The organism is Microcoleus sp. w2-18bC1 (assembly GCF_036700365.1).
GTDB lineage: Bacteria > Cyanobacteriota > Cyanobacteriia > Cyanobacteriales > Microcoleaceae > Microcoleus.
This window is the reverse complement of sequence record NZ_JAUBOS010000011.1, coordinates 58033-76264: the sequence shown is the minus strand read 5'-3', so window position 1 is coordinate 76264 and position 18232 is coordinate 58033. Positions and strand designations below refer to the sequence as shown.

10 protein-coding genes are annotated in these 18232 nt (G+C 46.3%); 9 read left to right on the top strand and 1 reads right to left on the bottom strand.

Translation table 11 applies throughout. From position 1 onward, the window contains the following. The first annotated feature begins 203 nt into the window (after window positions 1-203). The 3 genes from QT979_RS09605 to QT979_RS09595 all read left to right on the top strand — a co-directional run bounded on the left by QT979_RS09605 (window position 204) and on the right by QT979_RS09595 (window position 6165). Window positions 204-1400, top strand: a complete 1197-nt coding sequence (locus tag QT979_RS09605) for a WD40 repeat domain-containing protein (RefSeq protein ID WP_333309433.1) — start codon at window positions 204-206, stop codon at window positions 1398-1400. 692 nt (window positions 1401-2092) lie between these two features. Continuing rightward, window positions 2093-4465, top strand: coding sequence for a PAS domain S-box protein (locus QT979_RS09600; RefSeq protein WP_333212702.1), 2373 nt, complete (start codon window positions 2093-2095; stop codon window positions 4463-4465). Further along, window positions 4465-6165, top strand: coding sequence for an EAL domain-containing protein (locus QT979_RS09595; RefSeq protein ID WP_333309431.1), 1701 nt, complete (start codon window positions 4465-4467; stop codon window positions 6163-6165). The genes QT979_RS09600 and QT979_RS09595 overlap by 1 nt, the downstream gene beginning before the upstream one ends. Before the next feature lie 33 nt (window positions 6166-6198). Here the strand turns inward: QT979_RS09595 and QT979_RS09590 are convergent, their stop codons facing one another. Continuing rightward, the gene (locus tag QT979_RS09590; RefSeq protein WP_333309429.1) at window positions 6199-7530 is read right to left on the bottom strand and encodes a J domain-containing protein; all 1332 of its coding nucleotides are present in this window, start codon (window positions 7528-7530) and stop codon (window positions 6199-6201) included. Between the two features lie 347 nt (window positions 7531-7877). Here QT979_RS09590 and polA point away from each other — a divergent pair, with 347 nt between their 5' ends. The 6 genes from polA to QT979_RS09560 all read left to right on the top strand — a co-directional run bounded on the left by polA (window position 7878) and on the right by QT979_RS09560 (window position 18080). Further along, window positions 7878-11018, top strand: coding sequence for a DNA polymerase I (gene polA / locus QT979_RS09585; protein WP_333309427.1), 3141 nt, complete (start codon window positions 7878-7880; stop codon window positions 11016-11018). A gap of 35 nt (window positions 11019-11053) precedes the next feature. Continuing rightward, entirely contained in the window at window positions 11054-11974 is a 921-nt protein-coding gene (locus QT979_RS09580; RefSeq protein WP_333309425.1) for a DUF1698 domain-containing protein, read from the top strand. A gap of 77 nt (window positions 11975-12051) precedes the next feature. Beyond that, a complete protein-coding gene (locus QT979_RS09575; RefSeq protein ID WP_333309423.1) occupies window positions 12052-12624 on the top strand; it encodes a thermonuclease family protein in 573 nt (190 codons plus the stop codon). Between the two features lie 431 nt (window positions 12625-13055). Then, entirely contained in the window at window positions 13056-13577 is a 522-nt protein-coding gene (locus QT979_RS09570; protein WP_333212713.1) for a hypothetical protein, read from the top strand. Window positions 13578-14142: 565 nt separating this feature from the next. Continuing rightward, complete coding sequence (locus QT979_RS09565; protein ID WP_333309421.1) at window positions 14143-15858, top strand: ATP-binding protein; 1716 nt, start codon at window positions 14143-14145, stop codon at window positions 15856-15858. Between the two features lie 515 nt (window positions 15859-16373). After that, complete coding sequence (locus tag QT979_RS09560; protein ID WP_333309419.1) at window positions 16374-18080, top strand: calcium-binding protein; 1707 nt, start codon at window positions 16374-16376, stop codon at window positions 18078-18080. Window positions 18081-18232 lie beyond the last annotated feature (152 nt).

Below are 18232 nucleotides of genomic sequence, written 5' to 3'. Positions count from 1 at the left end.
GTCAATAAGTTATAAGTTGCGAGCTTAAACGAGGTTTTAGCGTCACCGAAAGCAGCCCGGTTACAAGACCCCGGCTTCATATGTGCAGAAAATTACCACAGAGTATCCGATAACAATTGCCCCGATTTATCCGTGCGTGAGTTCGCTTTTTTTACTAATCCAATTCTTCAATCCAAAATCTAAAATCTAAAATCTAAAATCGTATGATGCCCGACAATTCTAACCAACCCAGAGAATATGATGCCGTCCTCGGCGGTCAAAGTCAAATCCCGATCGCCGGTGCAGTTTTGGGAGGCATCGCCGGGGTCAAGCAGCGCTTCAACAGTCCTAGTATCGAGGCTCGGATTGCCGCTGTTAAAGATGCTCCTAAATACGGAGGCGCTGGTTTAAATTTAGCAATTGAGGCGCTGCTTGACCCCGCACCAGAAGTGCAGCGAGTTGCTTATTTAATTTTGCGATCGAGGACAGAACCTCTAGTGCGCCAAGCTTTAAAAGACTTCGTGCCTTACAAGCTTTTTGACTGTATCCGCACTGTCAAAACTGGGACAAATGTTGCGATTAGTCCCGGAGGCGATCGCACGGCGAGTTTGCACGGGAAAATAATTAGAATTTGCGATGTTGATACAGGAGAAATACTCTATACTGTTGACAAGTATCCCCGCGCTCAAGAAACTTTTATCCTTTGCCAAGAAAGCGAAGTTTTTGTGAGGAGTAGAAATACTCCGAAACACCGTGCGCTCGAAATTTGGCAGGGAGGAGAATTGCAGCATACTTCCCTCGGACATGAAGCGGAAATTAGCGCAATTGCCGTCAGTCCCGACAGTCAAGTTATCGCCAGCGGTTCGGCAGATACTACTATCAAAATTTGGAATTTAGAAACGGGAAAGTTAATCTGTACTTTTGGCAATCTTTTAACTTGGGGAGCTCATAAAGCAGGAATTGTTAGTCTTGCTTTTAGCCCGATCGCACAAACTCTCGCTAGCAGCAGTTCTGACGGTACAATTAAACTGTGGAACCTCCGCAGCAGAGAATGCTTCCAAACAATTAAGGGTTATGCGAATTGTCTGGCTTTGGGTCCAGACGGGCAGACTTTGGCTACTGGCGGCTGGGACAGAAACATTCAACTGCGCCAGCTATCGAATCCAGATAGTCCAATCACATTGGCAGGGCATTTTAACTCGATAAATGCGATCGCCTTTAGCCCAGACGGACTCACTGTTGTCAGTGCTAGCGCGGATGGTAATATCAAATTTTGGAATGCCAGTAGCGGCGACAACTTTTACACTCTCAGCGGACATCAAAGCTCTGTTACTTGTCTTACTTTTAGCACGGATGGTGAAACTATTATCAGTGGTAGTATAGACAAAACTGTCAAAATTTGGGGAGTTATACCATTTTAGATTGTAGATTTTAGATTTTAGATTGAAGAATAGGGAATGACTGCTCGGCTATAGGTTTGGAGCTTGCCTAAAGTTGCAATTTAATTGAGGGCTATTAATTGAATTTTCGCGAATACCCGACTAAAACAATATTATTCCGATGCAAACCCAAAGGATATTATTCTTATATTTTTTATCACTCAACCCGATCTTTTTTCGTATAAACCCGGTTTCGCAAGGCAAGCCTGCGTCCAGGACTATTCTCATAAAACTCGCTCGGACGGACTTCCTAACTACAAACACCTGTTATGACTGGTAATTGACCGGACATGATATCAAGAGTGCGTCCTGGACTGTTTAATATTTCAATTTTCCCGATTCCCTCTTCCTCGGTGCGTGAATCTACGCAAACAAATATAATAAATTTACAATCCCAGTTCTTGTGCAAGCCGAAGATTGCGAAAATTCTTTTTTCACTAATACAAATTGTTACCGTAAAAATACCGAGTGGCAGGCATTATTCAGCTTATTATCAATTTGTGAACCGTCGCCATAAATCCTAAGTTAGCCGCAATTTCTGAATCCTTTAAAGTAGCTTTAATATATCGCATCTTGGTCGGATGAGTATTCCTGCTAATTGTAATATTTGACTTAAAAAGTTTATGCTTAAAAGATAGGCTAGGGTTAAATATACAGTGCGCCCTAGAGTAACCATGTCACACTGCAACCAATCCATCTGTCGTTCCCGCAATTTCGCAGAAATGTGCGATACTGCTGCCAGTTGGCAGCAAAAAGCCGATCGACTAACGGTAGAACTAAACACCACCCAGGATCTGCTTCACGCAGAAATCGATCGGCTTAAACAAGCCAACGAAACCCTTCACACCGCTGTCAGTTGTGCCCCAATTTTCCTGTGGGCAACAGACAGAGAAGGCAAGTTAACCCTTGCAGCAGGGAAAGAATTAGAAAATTTGGGACTCAAACCAGGTGCAACTGTCGGGCGATCGATTTTTGAAGTTTACAGCAGCCAACCAGATATCTTAGAAAATATTGCCGAGGTACTAGCAGGAAACGATCGTACTTGGAACATCCGAGAGAGGCATTTTATTCACGAAATTCGATCGGCAGCCCTGCGAGATGGAAACGGCGAAGTTGTCGGCGCAGTTGGTGTTTCTACTGAAATTACCGAGCGCGAGCACTCCATCGCTACTCTGGAAACGGCAAATCAAGAATTAGAAGAGAGACTTCAGCAGCAGACGGCAGTCTTCAATGCAGCACTTGCCGAAAGCGAAAAAAAGTACCGCAACCTCGTAGAAACCTCCCAAGAATTGATTTGGTCGATCGATATTGAAGGCCTCTTGACTTTTGTCAATTCCGCCGCCAAACGCATCTACGGTTACGAACCGCCAGAAATGATCGGACGCCGCTTCACCGATTTTTTAGTTTCCGATCAAGAAAGTAGACCAAGAGAAATATTTGCCCAACTTTTAGCGAGAACCAAACTTCAGCCACAAACAGCTAATTCTCCTTACGAAACAGTACACATTCGCAAAGACGGTACTCCCGTCCACCTGCGCGTCAACAGCATCGTCAACCAAGCTGAAAACGGCGCTATTTTAGGCTTGTGCGGAACGGCAACAGATATTAGCGATCACAAGCGATCGGAAGAAGCACTCCAAGAAGCTACAGACCAACTTCGCGCCGTTTTGGATGCCGTACCCGGACTGATTTCTTGGATCAGTTCAGATTTGCGGTATATCGGAGTCAACCAGCACCTAGCAACCTCATTCAACCTGTCTCCTGAAAGCTTTGTCGGTCAAGAAATCAACTTTCTCGACAAAGGCTCGACTTTCGGAGAACTGATCAGAAAATTTTTTGCCAGTTCATCTCAGCAAACCTGTCAAGAAATAGACATTGAAATTAACGGTTTCGTCCGAAACTATTTGATAGTCGCTCAGAAATATCATCAGGGAACCGCAGCAGTTTCCGTAGGAATAGACATTACCGACCGCAAGCGTGCGGAAGCTATCAAAAACCAATTGATCTGCTCGTTGCAAGAATCAGAACACAAATTTCGCAGCCTTTATGAAGCCACCAGCGACGCAGTAATGTTGCTTGACGAAAAGGAGTTTTTTGACTGCAACCTCGCTACTTTAAAAATATTTGGCTGTAGCAGCACAAAACAATTTTACGGCAAAAAACTGAGCGACTTTTCCCCACAATTTCAGCCTAGTGGACAAGACTCATCCAGTCTAGCAATACAGAGAATATCGACAGCAATGCAAACAGGTAGCTGTCGCTTTGACTGGGTACACAAACGAATCGACGGTTCAGAATTTCCCGCTGAAGTGCTGTTAAATGCAATGGAAATTAACGGACGAAAAGTAATTCAAGGAGTAGTACGGGATATTACAGATCGCAAGCGCGACGAAGATGGCATCAAAGCATCCCTCGCAGAAAAAGAAGTTCTCCTCAAAGAAATTCACCACCGTGTCAAAAACAACCTCCAAGTTATTTCCAGTTTGCTCAAACTTCAGTCACGCTACATCCAAGACAGCCACGTTAGTGAAATGTTAAAAGAAAGTCAAAACCGAGTCAGATCAATGGCCCTGGTTCACGAACAATTGTATCAATCCAAAGACTTGTCAAACATTGACTTTGCTGAATACATCCAAAATCTCGCCTACAATTTATTCCAAGCTTATGAAATTCATGCAGAAGGCGTTAAGTTGCAAACAAATATTGCGCCGTCTTCTCTTAATATTGATACGGCAGTTCCTTGCGGGTTAATTATCAACGAGCTTGTGACAAATGCCATTAAATATGCCTTTAAAGGACAAGTTAAAGGTAAAATTAACATAGATTTCACTTTAGATAATAACAGAGTTTGCGTGCTAACTGTGAGCGACAGCGGAATTGGTTTCCCTCAAGACTTAGATTATCGCAAAGCCCGAACTTTGGGTTTGCGACTGGTCGGGTCTTTAGTCAAGCAAATCCGGGGGAGAATAGAACTGTTAGAAACTCCTGGCACGACTTTTAGAATAACCTTTTCTCAACCCAATTTGCACTCTGAGGAGAAAAAATAGTGTCCAACAAAAAAATTCTGATCGTTGAAGACGAGAGCATCATTGCGGAAGACATTTCCGACAGTTTGATATCTCTAGGATATAGAATAACTGGCATGGTTTATTCTGGAGAAGAAGCGATTGAATCGGCAGCCAACTTGCGCCCGGATTTAGTTTTAATGGATGTCAACCTGCAAGGAGAAATCGACGGCATTACAGCAGCCGAAGAAATTCGCTTGCGCTTTCAAATTCCGGTAGTTTATCTGACAGCTTATGCCGATGAAACTACTTTGCGACGAGTCAATAGTACAAAACCGTTCGGATATATTGTCAAGCCATTTGAAGAAAAAAACTTGCACACAACTATTCAACTGGCACTCTACCGACATCAGTATGACAGCTTGACAAACCTGCCGAACCGTTCATTTTTGCGAGAAAAGTTAAGTCGAGAATTAGATGGTCAAAAAGAATTGTCAGGAGTCGTTCCAGTTGTCACGCTTAGCTTAGATAAAATCAACCGCATTAACAGTACCTGGGGACACGATATCGGGGACTCGGTGCTTTGCAGCATCGCCCAGCGGCTAACTAACTGCATGGAAAATATTAATATTGTTGCTCGTTTGGAAGCAGCCGAATTCGCGCTGATTCTCAAACCAGTTGCAGAAAAACAGGATGTGGCTAAGATTGCTCAAAGCATTTTAGATATTGTATCCCAAGGTATGATTGTCAAAGATTACGAAGTTTCTGTCACTGCTAGTATGGGGATCTGCTTGTATCCCGGTGACGGCACCGACGGAGATGAAATGCTGAAAAATGCTTATATAGCAATGTATCAATCTCAGCAGAAAGGCGGCAATACTTATCATTTTTATACGGCAAAAAATGCTAATTTTTTTATCAATACACTTCTTCAAGAAACTTCACTGCGCCAGGCTTTAAAAAGCTCAGAATTTGAAGTATACTATCAGCCGCAAATAGAAATCAAAACAGGTAAAATTATTGGTGCTGAAGCTTTGGTGCGCTGGAATCATCCAGAACGGGGGCGAGTTTCTCCGGGGGAATTTATTCCGATGGCTGAAGAAATTGGCTTGATTGCGCCGTTGGGTGAATGGGTATTAGAGACTGCTTGCAGGCAAACTAAAACATGGCAAAGAGCAGGTTTGCCGCCCCTGCGAGTGGCAGTTAACGTGTCATCCCGTCAATTCGAGCGCAAAAATTTCACGGAAAGAGTCAGGGAGATATTAACAGAAACTGGTCTTGATCCCAAGTGTTTGGAATTAGAATTGACGGAAAGTCTGGTTTTGCAAGACGAAATTGCAGCAGCTAAAGCTTTTACGATGTGGAAAGATCAGGGTATTAGGATAGCAATTGATGATTTTGGGACTGGATATTCTTCTTTGAGTTATCCGAAACGCTTTCCGTTTGATGCGATAAAAATAGACAAGAGTTTTATTCGCAACATTGCAGACGATCGCCAAAATGCAGCGATAACAATAGCGATTATTCAAATGGCACACTGCATGAACATGACGGTGGTGGCTGAGGGGGTAGAAAATGAGCAGGAACTTGATTTTTTGTGCGAGTACGAATGTGACGAAATTCAAGGCTATCTTTTCAGTCATGCTTTGCCAAGCGCTGAGTTTGAAGCGCTGCTGAAAAGCGATAAGTGCTGGAATTTAGATCAATTCCGGTTGCAATCCTCCGGAATTGTTGAGTGTTGAGTGTTGACAACTGACAACTGACAACTGACTAATTCAAAAGATACGATCGCCCAACCAACTTCCCAGCCACAGCCCGAAACCCGAAGTAGCCACCAACAGGATAACCGTGTAAAGCCCGCTGCCGTTGTGGCTCAACCTTTCTGCAGCTACCATCCGCGCCACAACTCCAGCAATAATGCCGATCGCAGCCCAAGCCCCATAAACAGTCTTAGACCCGGCGATAGCCAAGGCTTCGACGATCGCCCCCGAACCCGCCCCAGCCAAAACCCCCGCCCACGCCCCAATCCCCAGCCCGATCGCACCAGAGAGCCCCACGGGGCCGCCAGAATTCACGCCTAGTTCCGTCGCCAGCCCGCACGTCAAGCCAACAATCGCCCAACACACCGCCGTCACCAACGCCTTAACCCAATTCCCCGAATCCGTTCCAGCCATCAATCCCACCACTGTCACCACTCCCCCTACAGCCAAAACAGCAGCCACAGCCCGCGACTCAGCCTCGGAACTGGCGATCGCCCCCAAACCAGCCCCAACTGCCGCCCAAGCAGCCCCTGTTTCCTTTCCTCCCGCCTGAAAACCGGCGATCGATCCCCCTACGGCCCCAGCCAAAACTAACGCTGCCAGCCACACTCTAGGCGTTGCCGAACCCTCCGCCAGCAAAATCGCGGCCCACAGCCAATCTGCACCGCAGATTAAAGCCCACATCCACAGCGGGGCGTCTGATACTGATACCGTCAAAATCCAACCGGTCAAAGCGTAACTCGCCACGGCGATTGCCAGCGGCCACCAAGGGAAGCTTGAATAGTGTTGAGATGGCCGTACTTCCCTCGGCGCGCTTCGCGGTTTTGAGTATTGAGTTGAAAATTCTTTTTTCTTTTTCGAGATAAGCTTTCGATAGTTTTGAGATGGCCGTGCTTGCCTCGCAACGCTTCGCCCTGGTTGCTTTGTGCCCCGCCACGCTTGACGATTGTCAGTGGTAAATCGTTTCTTGCTTGAAGAGTTTTTTTGAGTGAGAAATTTTTTGGAGGCAGCTTTTGGGCGGGTTTGACGGCGCTGGGAACCAGGCCTGGCTGCTGATTTTCCAGAACGCCTTCTCAGCGGCTTTTCCGGCGCAGGGGGCGGTGGCTGCTGAAACTGTTGTTCGATCGACCTCGATGATTCAGGCTGACTCAGAAACAACACCAACTGCTGGTAAGCTTCATTAATTTCTGTTAATCGTTGTTGAGCTTTTTGTTGCAGGCGATCGTTGTGGGCAAACCGATCGGGATGCCACACAAACGCTAAATCCCTGTAAGCACGCTTAATTTCTTCTAGGGAACTTCCCGGCTCAATTTCGAGGATTTCGTAGCATCGATTAATGTCAGCCATAGGCTTGGGGCAGGTGTTTGTAAATTCGCGTGAAGCGAAGCTATCCCGTAGGGAATCGTACTTAACATCTTGTACTATTCTCAGCCAAGCTGCACAGTAAGCCGAGATCCGATCGAGTGTCAAGCGTCCTCAAGTCTGCGGGTCATTCGATTTTAGATTTTAGATTTTAGATTTTGGATTGACGCCACGGATAAATTCGGGGGCTTGAGGATTTTAGATTTTAGATTTTAGATTTTGGATTGATTCCACGGATAAATCACGTGGCGGGTACCACCTTTGAAATTCTTGGTCATCCTTCCGGTCGATCGATGCAGGCGGACAACTGAGTACAATGAGAAAATCCTTTCGTGCGATCAGTATTTGTGTCTGTGTCGGCAAATCAAGCTCCCATCTTCATCTTAGTTGACGGTCACTCCCTGGCCTTTCGCTCCTACTTCGCCTTCGCCAAAAGTCGAGACGGAGGCTTGCGAACTACGACAGGCATTCCCACCAGCGTCTGTTTTGGCTTTCTCAAGTCGCTGCTGGAAGTTATGGCGGCCCACGACCCCCAGTACATGGCGATCGCCTTTGACCTCGCCACACCCACATTTCGCCACGAAGCAGACGAAACTTACAAAGCCGGTCGTGCGGAAACTCCCGAAGATTTTATTCCCGATATCAAAAACCTGCAAGAACTCCTCAGCTATTTGAATTTACCCGCCATAACTGCTCCCGGCTACGAGGCCGACGATGTTTTGGGAACTTTGGCAAACAAAGCCAGCGCCGCCGGTTATCAGGTCAAAATCCTCACGGGCGATCGAGATTTGTTTCAATTAGTAGAAACCGAAAAACAAATCAGCGTATTATATTTGAGTACCGATGAACTCAGGCGATCGGGCAAAGGCAAATCCCAAGAATACGGCCCGGAAGCAGTCAAAGAAAAACTCGGCATTTTGCCAGAACAAGTAGTAGATTACAAAGCTTTGTGCGGCGACAAATCCGATAACATCCCCGGAGTCAAAGGCATCGGCGACAAAACCGCCCTGCAATTGCTGGAAGCTTACAATTCCCTTGAGGGAATTTATGCCGCCATCGATGAGATTAAAGGAGCAACTAAGAAAAAGCTAGAAGAAGGCAAAGAAGCGGCTTATCATTCTCAACGCATGGCGACAATTGTCCAAGACGTGCCATTAGAAATCAATTTAGAAGATTGCAAGCTTATAGGTTTTGACGAATCAGCCTTGATTCCCATGCTGGAAAAGTTGGAATTTAAGACATTTTTAAGCAAAGTTAAACAAATTCAAAAGCGTTTTGGTGGTGTAGAAGAACCATTGGCGAAGGGCGGGCAAGATGCCCACCCCACAATCAATTCAATGGAGAGTGGAACAGGCATCTTGCCTGTTGCCGACAGTGGAACAGGCATCTTGCCTGTTGCAAAGGGCGGGCAAGATGCCCACCCCACAACCAATTCAACAGACAGTGGAACAGGCATCTTGCCTGTTGCCGACGAAGATGAAGCATCAGCTTTCTACAGTTTGGCAGAAACCCTAGCCGCCCAGCAGGAAAACAAACTGCCAATTAAACCCCGAATAATTCAAACAACCGAACAGTTAAATGAATTAGTCGAACTGCTGCAAACCTTCATCGACAAAGCCTCACCCGTGGCGTGGGATACCGAAACCACCGCCATCGAACCGCGAGACGCCGAATTAGTCGGAATTGGCTGCTGTTGGGGAACCGGCGAAGAGGATCTCGCTTACATTCCCACGGGACACAAAACGGGCACAAACTTGGACAAAGCCACAGTTTTAAATGCTTTGCGTCCGATTTTGGAAAGCGAGAATTATCCCAAAGCGCTGCAAAATGCTAAGTTCGATCGATCGATCCTGCGCTGTCAGGGAATCAAACTAGCAGGAGTCGTCTTCGACACCATGCTAGCCAGTTATGTACTCAATCCCGAAACCAGCCACAGCCTCAGCGAATTGTCCAAGAAATACTTAGTCGAGTCAGAAGACAATCACAGTGTCAGCGAATCGTTAAGGGAATACTTACGCACTAATCCCAAAAATTATAATCAATTAGTACCAAAAAACAAAACAATTGCTGACATCAGCATTCGAGAAGTAGCCGACTACTGCGGCATGGATGTTTACACTACATTTCACTTAGTTAAGGAACTTAAAGCCAAATTGAAGGAAGCTGATGAATCTAGCTTTCGCGGAAAAACTTTGGAGGGGTTATTGCTGGAAGTAGAACAGCCCCTAGAACCAGTTTTAGCAGAAATGGAATACTGCGGAATTCGCATTGATTCAGCATATCTGCAAGAACTATCGCAACAGCTAGAAAAGAGCTTAACAGAAATAGAAGAAAAAACTTATGCCGCAGCGGGAAGAAAGTTTAATTTAGGTTCCCCGAAACAACTCAGCGAAATCTTGTTAGAAAAAATCCCGGATGAGTTTCAGAAAAAGTCTCGCAAAACTAAGACGGGATACTCTACAGACGCGGCTGTTTTGGATAAATTGCAAGGAGACCACCCGATTGTAGACGATTTATTAGAACACCGAACATTATCCAAGTTGAAATCAACTTATGTCGATGCTTTGCCTCAGTTAGTGCGTAAGGATACTGGGCGAGTGCATACAGATTTCAACCAAGCGGCAACTGGTACGGGAAGGCTTTCTTCTTCTAATCCAAATTTACAAAATATTCCCATCCGCACCGAGTTTTCACGGCAAATTCGCAAGGCTTTTTTACCAGAAGCAGGTTGGCTGATGGTGTCGGCTGACTATTCTCAAATCGAACTGCGAATTTTGGCTCATTTGAGTCAAGAACCTGTGTTAATTGAAGCTTATCAAAATAACCGAGATGTGCATACCGTAACCGCTCAACTGTTGTTTGAAAAGGAAGAAATAACTCCCGACGAGCGCAGGTTTGGCAAGACGATTAATTTTGGGGTAGTTTACGGTATGGGGGCGATTAAGTTTGGCAAATCGATGGGTAAAAGCGCAGCAGACGGCAAAGAGTTTATTAAGCGATTTAACGATCGTTATAGTAAAATATTTGAATTTTTGGAGAAAGTAAAAAAAGAGGCGATCGCCCTCGGCTATGTTACCACAATTCTAGGCCGCCGCCGCTATCTAAACTTCGACAAAAATGGCAGCCTCCGCCGCTTACAAGGCAGCAATCCCGAAGACATTCGCTCAAACGAACTTAAATCTCTCAGCAGAGATGACGCCCAATCTTTGCGGGCGGCAGCCAACGCTCCCATTCAAGGTTCCAGTGCTGATATCATTAAACTTGCCATGATTGATGTACACAAAATATTGCAAAACTATCAGGCGCGGCTACTGCTGCAAGTTCACGACGAATTAATATTTGAAGTACCTCCCGATGAATGGGAAGAATTGCAGCCGAAAATTAGAATGGCGATGGAAAATGCTCTGCCACTTCTTAGCGTACCCCTGATAGTTGACATCCACGCTGGGCAAAATTGGATGGAAACTAAATAAACACCAGCAACCGCACTTTTGGGAGAAAAAACCAGATGATGACCGCAGAAACACAAACTTTGTGGCAGCAGTTAAACGATGTAAAAAAACGCGCCGCCGATTTAAACTTGCGCTTTTCTCAAGCAGCTCAAAAACTGCAAGACAGCGGCACTCCTTTATCCGAAAGCTTGGTTGAAGAATTAGCCGTCTACCGCCAAGATTTTGACACGCTATGTGCCAAAACTCAGCAATTGCCAAGCCCGCAAGCTGCACCTGCGGAGATTGTTTCTCTACAAGATATCGAAAGATTGTTGCTAAAAGCAGAAGTAGCAAAAATTCCCACTTGGCATCACTGCATTGACCTCGGTTGCGGAGTCATCACTCCGGGCGGCGGTAAAACCTCTTCTCCCGAAACCGAAGAAAAAATTGGACTTCCCGAAAGTTTAGCAGGAATGACTGTTTTAGATGTTGGTGCTTGGGATGGATTCTACTCTTTTGCAGCCGAAAAGCGCGGCGCTAAGCGTGTTTTGGCGACTGATTCTTTTGTTTGGCAATCCCCCGATGTTGGCAAAGGAGGATTTGAACTGGCCCGCAGAGTGCTCAAGTCTCAAGTTGAAGATATGGAGATAGACGTGCTCGAACTTTCGCCGGAGAAAGTAGGGGTTTTTGATTTGGTTTTGTTTTTGGGAGTGCTTTACCATATGAGGCATCCCCTGCTGGCCCTCGATCGAGTTTTCAGTGTCACCGGCAAACAGTTAATATTAGAAACTCACGTTGATATGCTCGATTGTCCAAGACCGGCAGCGGCGTTTTACTCTGGCCGCGAACTGAATAATGACCCGACGAATTGGTTCGGGCCAAATGCTTTAGCAGTGAAAGGGATGCTGGAAAGTGCAGGATTCCGCGACATTAAGGTTGTTAATACTTCGCAGGCTAGCGGTACGTGCGCCCGGATGGTTTTTCACGCTTGGCGTTAGGGAAAGGCTGAAAGTGGGATGTGCGATCGGTTAATTAAACTCACCACATAAATGTAAACTAATAGACAGACAGAACGATGAGCCAAACTACAATCGCCATTTTCCCAAAAATAAAAAGCTTGAGTGCAGTTGCTCTGCTATTGCTACTATTCGGGTGTCCACAAAAGTTAGCGCCCAACAACTATGCTGTCAAGCGAGTTAGCGACGGCGACACCCTTGTCGCCAGCGATAGCGCTGGTAAAGATATCAAAGTGCGTTTTGCCTGTGTAGATGCACCGGAAGTCGCGCACACCAATGCTGAGAAAAATAGCAAAGCAGCAGCAAAAAAAAATCAATTTAAGTGGGGAAATCTAGCGCACCAAAGAATGCAGCAGCTAGTTAAACAAGGGGGCGGTCGCGTTGTTTTGACCGTCACGGATACTGACCGCTACGGCCGCAAAGTTAGCGAAGTTCGCTTGCCAAATGGTACATTTGCCCAAGAAGTTTTGACCCGCGAAGGATTAGCAATGGTTTACCGTCCTTACTTGAAAAACTGTCCGAGTGCAAGTATTTTGGAACAAGCGGAAGCCGAAGCTAAGAAAAATCGCCGCGGCGTTTGGGGAGATTCTAAGTTTGTGCCCGCGTGGAAATTTCGGAACAGTGATAAATGATGGGAAGAAAGCCCTTCGACTTCGCGATCGGGTAAAAAGAAGGAAAATGGTAGGAGTACGAGCTAACTCTTGCCTTCGGAGTTTTGTTAGTCTAGTATTGCCACAAGTTTCAACCGATTTGTATATTGACAGGGACAGGATTATGTTGTTGGGGTGGAATCTGGGAACCTCTATCAGACATTTACAGTCTTGGACTCACTCCGGTTTTGTTAAACCCCGTCTATACTAGAAATCTTAGGTTTAGCTGCTCCGCATCGACCCAGAAAGCGGGTTTCTAGATACCGATGCCGATCGCCCTAATTTCGATCGCACTTTGATCCGATCTGTTTTTTCGGAAAAGTCAACAAATGTGATAGGCTCCAGATAAACTAATAGACTGCTGACAAAAGCGGTCTATTGCAATCACCCAAAATTAACTTTACCGGACATCAATGAATATCAAACATCTGGTTATTTCCGGCATGGCCCTGCTCCTCGGTACTACAATCGTAGGAAATGCTATTGCTCAAGGACTGACCGAAAACGAAAAAACGGTTATTTGTCGCTTGAAAACAGAAGTTGACCAGCGGAAAAGCAACGGCCAAAAATTAGTATTTGTGCCGTTGCTGGGCCAAGTTCGCAAGCAAGTTTCATCTCCTTTTAGAGCAACGCTGCATCCTAATGTGGAGTATGTTTTTGTTGCCACTTGCGACGGAAATTGCCAGGATTTAAACTTATCTCTCAAGGATGCAAGCGGTCAGGAAGTCGCTGTGAGTCAAAAAACAGGCGAATTGGCGTCAATCTCTTTTACTCCCCCCTCCCAAGGCGAATATCAAATCACTGCTAAGCCTGGGGAATGCACGACGGCAGAGGGTTGCAGTTACGGCCTGGGAATCTTCGTTCCTGCCTCTGCTAGCGTACCTAATGCTTCAAGAATTCCTGCTGAGATAGCACAATTTCGACTTTGCCAGTAGGGGAACAGCGATAGAGTTGTGGGTTGCGAGTAGAGTAGAGTTTTTAATTAGAAATCTAACTCATAACTTGCAACTTATAACTCGCGACTTATATCGCAACCATGCCTGACGGTGAGTAGGTTATTAATGACTTCAATTATCTGAAACCATGGCTTTGACCGAAAGCATCCAGGATACAAGCCCCCGGATTCATCCGTGGGGTCAAGGCTTCAATCTAAAATCTAAAATCTAAAATCTAAAATCTAAAATCGATTGACTGGTTCTTACTTCTTGCTTTTTTTACTCTGAGCGACTTGCCCTGCCCTTCGACTTGGCTCAGGAACCGCGACTTGCCCGATCGCATTGCCGAAGGGAATGTAGCCGAAGGCAGCCGAAGAGCCTTCTTCCTTCTGCTATATTTTGTTACGCATAACTCCTCCAAACTGTCAAGCAGATCGAGCTGTGGAACCCTGCAAAGACCCCATAAGTGCCGAAAGCTGGCTTGAAGCCAGAACTTTATTTACCCTCATGCAGGCATCAATTAGAATATAGATGGTGCCTCTCAAAGGTGACGAGTACATTGCCCATGTCTTTAACCTTAGCTTTGAAAAATCAACTGCAGAACCGTCCTCAAATAGGGTTGAAAAGTCTGTTGGGCCGCTTGGGCATCAGGCAGAAAATCGGCTGCGGATACGCCTTGGTCATTGGTATTGCCGTTTTGGGTGCTGTGGCGGGACGGGGAGTAGAATCCTATCACAAACAGCAAGTTAGAGAAAAACTAGCGATCGACCGAGACAAAGCGGAAATCTTAACAAACCTCAATCACACGGTGCAGGAAGTCAGAATTCAGCAGCAAGAGCTCGCGAGTCTGACGACCAAACCGCAAATTTTCGATCGCGAACGATCGGAATTCCTGACTCGCGTTGCTCAGATGAGCGGCATCCTCGAACAACTGCAAACCCTACCGCCGACGAAGAATGCCGATATTGCCAAAGACTACCAACAGCTTCAACAGTTCGCTCAAGTCAACGGCAAAACCGTAGAATCATACTTTCAACAAGTACAAAAATTGTTGGCTACTGCGAAATTATCTGCTTTGAATCCGCAACAGCAGCAGGCTTTCGGCAGGAACTTGAACAATTTTGTGGCGGGGGGAACTGCTTTGAAACTCAAACAGTTTTCCGAGGATTCAGCCGAACTGGCCATCAACTTTCGCGAGAAAGCAGACGAGGCATTGAGAACCTACGAAAATGCCGAAAAACTCGGAACTCTCATTCTCGTTGGCTCTCTCTTGATATCAGGTGCGATCGCAGCAATTCTAGCAGCATACACCAGCGGGGCGATCGCTCGCTCCCTAGAAGCCACCACCCTCATTGCTCAGCGAGTGACAGAAGAATCTAACTTTGACCTGCAAGTACCCGTCACTACTTCCGACGAAGTGGGAATGCTAGCAATTTCCCTCAACGAACTGATCCAAAGAGTAGCAGAATACACAGAAGAATTGCACGAAGCAAAAGTAGCTGCCGAAGCTGCAAACCGCTCAAAAAGTGCATTTCTCGCCAACATGAGCCACGAACTACGCACCCCCCTCAACGCCATCATTAACTACAGCGAAATGCTGCAAGAAGATGCTCAAGATTCTGGTTCAGAAGACTTTCTCCCGGACTTAGAAAAAATTCAAACCGCAGGCAAACACCTGCTGGATATGATTAGCGACATCCTCGATATTTCCAAAATAGAAGCCGGTCACGTCACCCTTTATTTGGAAAACTTCGACGTGGCGACCATGATTGAAGAAGTGATGACTACGGCTCAACCGCTAGTAGAAAAAAAAGGCAATGCTTTAGCACTGAAAACAAAAGGCGAACTCGGCACAATGTACGCCGATCAACCGAAAGTGCGACAGATTCTCCTTAATTTGCTCAGCAATGCTGCCAAATTTACCGAAAAAGGCGTCATTACTATCGGCGTCGAAAGAATTAAAATTGAAAAATCTAGACCGACGAAACCAAATAAAAATAATGATATTCAATCGGGTTCAAACTACACTTCTCAAGTTTTAATGTTTCGAGTTAGCGATACGGGCATTGGAATGACAAACGAGCAATTAGAGCAGATATTTAAACCTTTTACCCAAGCTGATGCTTCGACTACCCGCAAGTATGGAGGCACAGGTTTGGGATTGACAATTAGCCAGCGTTTGTGTCAAATTCTCGGTGGCGAAATTAGCGTTGAAAGCGAGGACGGTAAAGGTTCAACTTTTATTGTCAGTCTCCCGGAACGGGTTGTGATGCAAGGATGAAGTCAATCGATTTTAGATTTTAGATTTTAGATTTTAGATTTTAGAATTGAAGCATTGAGCCCACGGATAAATTCGGGGGCTTGTTTATGGGATACAGGTTTTTTATTTCTGGACGTATGAATCCGAGGGCTTGTATCCTGGATGCTTTCGGTCAGGCAAAATATGGATTTTGACACGGATACACGGATTAATTATTGAGCATTCGTCAATAGTCAGGAGGCAGATATTCAACGAAAAAGAAAGAGGGAGGAAGGAAGAGGGAAATTTTAAAATGTATTGATATAGCAACCGCTTTCGTCGGTTCGGGCAGAAAGTGTAAATAGCGCCAATTGCCGTGCGATCGCAAAACCCATCTCCAAAGTTCTACTCTTAAATATTAATACTTCGGACAGTTTTTGATTACCAGCCGTAGAATAAGGGTTTAAAGGCTCCAAGGCGATCGAGCTACCAACGGAAAATCGAGGGTTTCAGACTACGAAATAAAAACAGTTCGGACTATTGAAAGATGAGGGTTTATGAATATTACTCGCGTCTCAGTTGACTCAGCAGGCAATCAGGCCAATCAAGGTCCATCGGTATCCTCCTATCCTTCTATTTCGTCCGACGGGCGGTTTGTGGTGTTTGGATCTCCAGCATCCAACCTCGTGCCGGGGGACACTAACGCTAGTAGTGATGTCTTTGTGCGCGACACGCTAGCCAATACCACCACCCGTGTCTCAGTTGACTCAGCCGGCAATCAGGGGAACAACCTTTCCACCGAACCCTCCATCTCAGCCAACGGGCGGTTTGTGACATTTTGGTCTAATGCCACCAACCTCGTGCCGGGGGACACTAACAATAGCGGCGACATCTTCGTGCGGGACACGCTCACCAATACCACCACTCGCGTCTCTGTAGACTCAGCAGGCAATCAGGCGAACAGTAGCTCCTCCACCGCCTCCATCTCAGCCGACGGGCGGTTTGTGGCATTTTCCTCTTTTGCCACCAACCTCGTGCCGGGGGATACTAACGATAACCCTGACATCTTCGTGCGGGACACGCTAGCCAATACCACCACCCGCGTCTCTGTTGACTCAGCCGGCAATCAGGGAAACAAGTATTCCGGCGAACCCTCCATCTCAGCCAACGGGCGGTTTGTGGCATTTAGGTCTGATGCCACAAACCTCGTGCCGGGGGATACTAACGATAACCCTGACATCTTCGTGCGGGATTTGTTGACGAATACCACCACCCGCGTTTCTGTTGGCTCAGCAGGTAATCAGGGGAATAATGGGTTCGGCGAACCCTCCATCTCAGCCGACGGGCGGTTGGTGGCATTTTCTTCTAATGCCACCAACCTCGTGCCGGGGGATACTAACAATAGACACGACATCTTCGTGCGGGACACGCTAGCCAATACCACCACCCGCGTCTCTGTTGACTCAGCCGGCAATCAGGCGAACGATTCCTCCGTCTTCAGCCCCTCCGTCTCAGCCAACGGGAGGTTTGTGGCGTTTTCTTCTAATGCCTCCAACCTCGTGCCGGGGGATAGTAACAATAGCCACGATATCTTCGTACGGGATTTGTTGACGAATACCACCACCCGCGTCTCTGTTGACTCAGCAGGCAATCAGGGGAACAACGGGTCCTTCGAGTCCTCCATCTCTGCAGATGGGCAGAAAGTAGCGTTTTCATCTGAGGCTAGTAACCTCGTACCGGGGGATACTAACTTTACTTTCAATAGCCGCCTCGATGTCTTTGTTTCTGACACCGGTAGCACTCCAGGCAATAACCCTCCTGATAACAGCATCAACGGCAGTCCCGACAACGACATCCTGTTTGGCACCAGCGGCAACGACATCATCAACGGTGTGGAAGGGAATGACGTACTTATGGGTTTACGAGGCAACGATATGCTTGTCGGGGGCGACGGCAGCGATGTCCTGAATGGTGGCAAAGGTTTTGACACCCTCAACGGCGGTTTAGGAAACGATATTCTAGTCGGCGGTGGGGGCAACGATGTTTTTGTTTTAGGTGTCGGATTGGGAGTTGATACGATCGTTGATTTCGCCAAGTCTCAAGATACCGTGCAATTAATCAATGGTTTGACCTTCGGACAGCTATTAATTTCGCCGGGAACTGACGGCACATTAATTACAGTAGCCAGCAGCGGTGAAGTTTTAGCTTCTTTGATAGGTGTTGCTCCCAATTTCATTGGTTCTGAAGATTTCATCTCGGTCTAGAGATAGTAAAGTGGTCATTTGTGAAATCACTTTTACTCAGGGAACATGATTAAAATGGGCAAACAATCCTTGGCATTGATAGGGACTTTTATTGCAGTTTTGTAACCTACTTTTACCGCTAATTCACAAGAAAGCAACAGCGAATTGAGCCA